This is a genomic window from Pseudoalteromonas sp. Angola-4 (genome assembly GCF_028599265.1).
GTDB classification, from domain to species: domain Bacteria; phylum Pseudomonadota; class Gammaproteobacteria; order Enterobacterales; family Alteromonadaceae; genus Pseudoalteromonas; species Pseudoalteromonas atlantica.
The window spans coordinates 1-508 of sequence record NZ_JAQREK010000065.1 but is presented as its reverse complement, the minus strand read 5'-3'; the positions used below and the strand labels follow the sequence as shown (position 1 = coordinate 508).

General features: G+C 45.7%; 2 protein-coding genes and 1 other annotated feature. Both genes read left to right on the top strand.

Features of this window, described 5'->3' with window-relative positions; translation table 11 throughout:
- A partial coding sequence (locus PSH48_RS20810) for a transposase (RefSeq protein ID WP_273612305.1) occupies positions 1-240 on the top strand: 240 nt, incomplete at its 5' end.
- Positions 198-314, top strand: a sequence feature (AL1L pseudoknot). Its footprint overlaps the gene before it by 43 nt.
- Positions 243-508: IS3 family transposase (locus PSH48_RS20805; RefSeq protein WP_273612304.1), on the top strand; the 266-nt coding region annotated here is incomplete at its 3' end. (Overlaps the previous feature by 72 nt.)

Here is a 508-nt window from a genome sequence, read left to right as displayed (position 1 = left end):
TCTCTTTGGGCTGCGCTAGTATCGATTTCAGATAAACTGGGATGTACCCCAGAAACACTTAGAGCATGGGTCAAGAAATCTCAAGCTCAACCGTCTAAACCCTCTTCTAATACGCAATCAACTGAAGAACGCCTTGCCGTCTTAGAGCGCGAGAATAAAGAGCTCAAGCGAACGAATGATATCCTGAGGCAAGCTGCCGCTTTTTTCGCCCAAGCGGAGCTCGACCGCAAACAGAAGTAATAGTGGATTTTATTGATGCTTGCAGAGAGCATTACGGTGTCGAGTCAATTTGCAAGGAATTGCCGATTGCACCATCAACGTATTATTCTCATAAACAGATACAAAGAGAGCCTGAGCGACTGTCTAACCGCAAAAAGCGTGATGCTGAGCTGATAATACTCATTCGCGAAGTGTGGGAGGATAATATGTCAGTTTATGGTGCAAGAAAAATATGGAAGCAGCTACAGCTTGACGACCATCAAGTCGCCCGCTGTACAGTCGAACGATT